Raw genomic sequence first — 1149 nt, forward strand, 5'->3', positions numbered from 1 at the left:
GTAGACCACCCTCGCCACGGAAACCTGCCCCGATCGGACCGGGAGCACGAGTCCCACCTCTCCGTCGATCCAGCCAAGGTAAACGTCGATATCAGCCAGCCACTGTCGCTATCGCCCCACCTTGTCGCGATCCCAGAGCCGGGGCACGGACACGATCATCGGCGTGAAGGCGTCGGCGGCCTTGGGCGTACTGGACGGGACCCCTTCACGGCTTGACGCTGGATGATTGCCGGGCGGTGGGGGCGGGTTCGCGGCCGCTGGCGTTTCGGCTTCCGGACGGGGCTGCCTCCGCCGTCGTCTGCTGTTGGATGGTGTGAAGTTGGTGGCTGGTGTGGGTTTGGGCCGCAGTTTTGAGGTGGTCGTGGGCGACGGTGAAGCGCAGGCTGCGGGGGTGTTCGAGGTAGAGGCGTCCGGCGAGGCTGTGGGTGACGGCGACGGGTGGGTAGGGGTCGGGCATGTCGAAGACGGTGAACGGGGTGTCGTATCGGGCGGTGATCTCGTGCCCGTCGGGCAGGACGTTGATGGTGTAGCGGGGATGGCGGGCGAGTTTGTGCAGGTGGTTGATCTGCTGGTCCATCAGGTGGCTGTCGCCGACCTGGTTCCGTAGGGCGGTCTCGGTGATCACGGCGGACAGCCGGTTGGTGCCGTCGCGGAACGCCTGCTTCCGGGCGTTGAGGGCGGCGACGGCGGCCCGGTGTTCGGGGGTGGGGTGGCGGATGCCCATCTGGGTTTGGATGAGGCGGGCGGTGTACTCGGGGGTTTGGAGCAGGTCGGGGATGCGGGTGGTGGCGTAGTAGCGGATGGCGGTGGCGCGGGTTTCGAGCCAGGCGAGGTTGACGTAGGGGCGGTAGGGCAGTTCGTCGCCGAAGTCGACGTCCCAGTGGCTGCCGTGGCGTGCGTCCAGGGCGAGGGAGAGCAGTACGTCGCGCTGGCGGTCGTCGAAGACGTGGTAGAGGTCGAGCAGCGCGGCGACGTCGTCGTACTTGGGCTTGATCTCGCCGCGTTCGAACCGGCCCAGGCTGCTCCAGTCGAGTGGGAGGCGTTCGGCGACCTGCATGACCGAAATTATCAAAGACGGTATCCGAAACAAGGCCTCCGCGCGAGAGGTCGTGCGCAACCGGCCGCAGCCGCGGTGTCAGTTCAGGCGGG

General features: G+C 67.4%; 1 protein-coding gene. It reads right to left on the bottom strand.

All coding sequences use genetic code 11. The features are described 5' to 3' along the window. Nucleotides 1-205 precede the first annotated feature (205 nt). On the bottom strand, nt 206-1057 hold the full coding sequence (locus tag AB0I34_RS44160; protein ID WP_360458747.1) for a helix-turn-helix transcriptional regulator: 852 nt from the start codon (nt 1055-1057) through the stop codon (nt 206-208). Nucleotides 1058-1149 lie beyond the last annotated feature (92 nt).

It is taken from the genome of Kribbella sp. NPDC050281 (assembly GCF_040655855.1).
Taxonomy (GTDB): Bacteria; Actinomycetota; Actinomycetes; order Propionibacteriales; family Kribbellaceae; genus Kribbella.

Excerpts from the sequence above, each read along its gene's own strand:
- AB0I34_RS44160 (WP_360458747.1), bottom strand. The coding sequence starts at position 1,057 with ATGCAGGTCGCCGAACGCCTCCCACTCGACTGGAGCAGCCTGGGCCGG.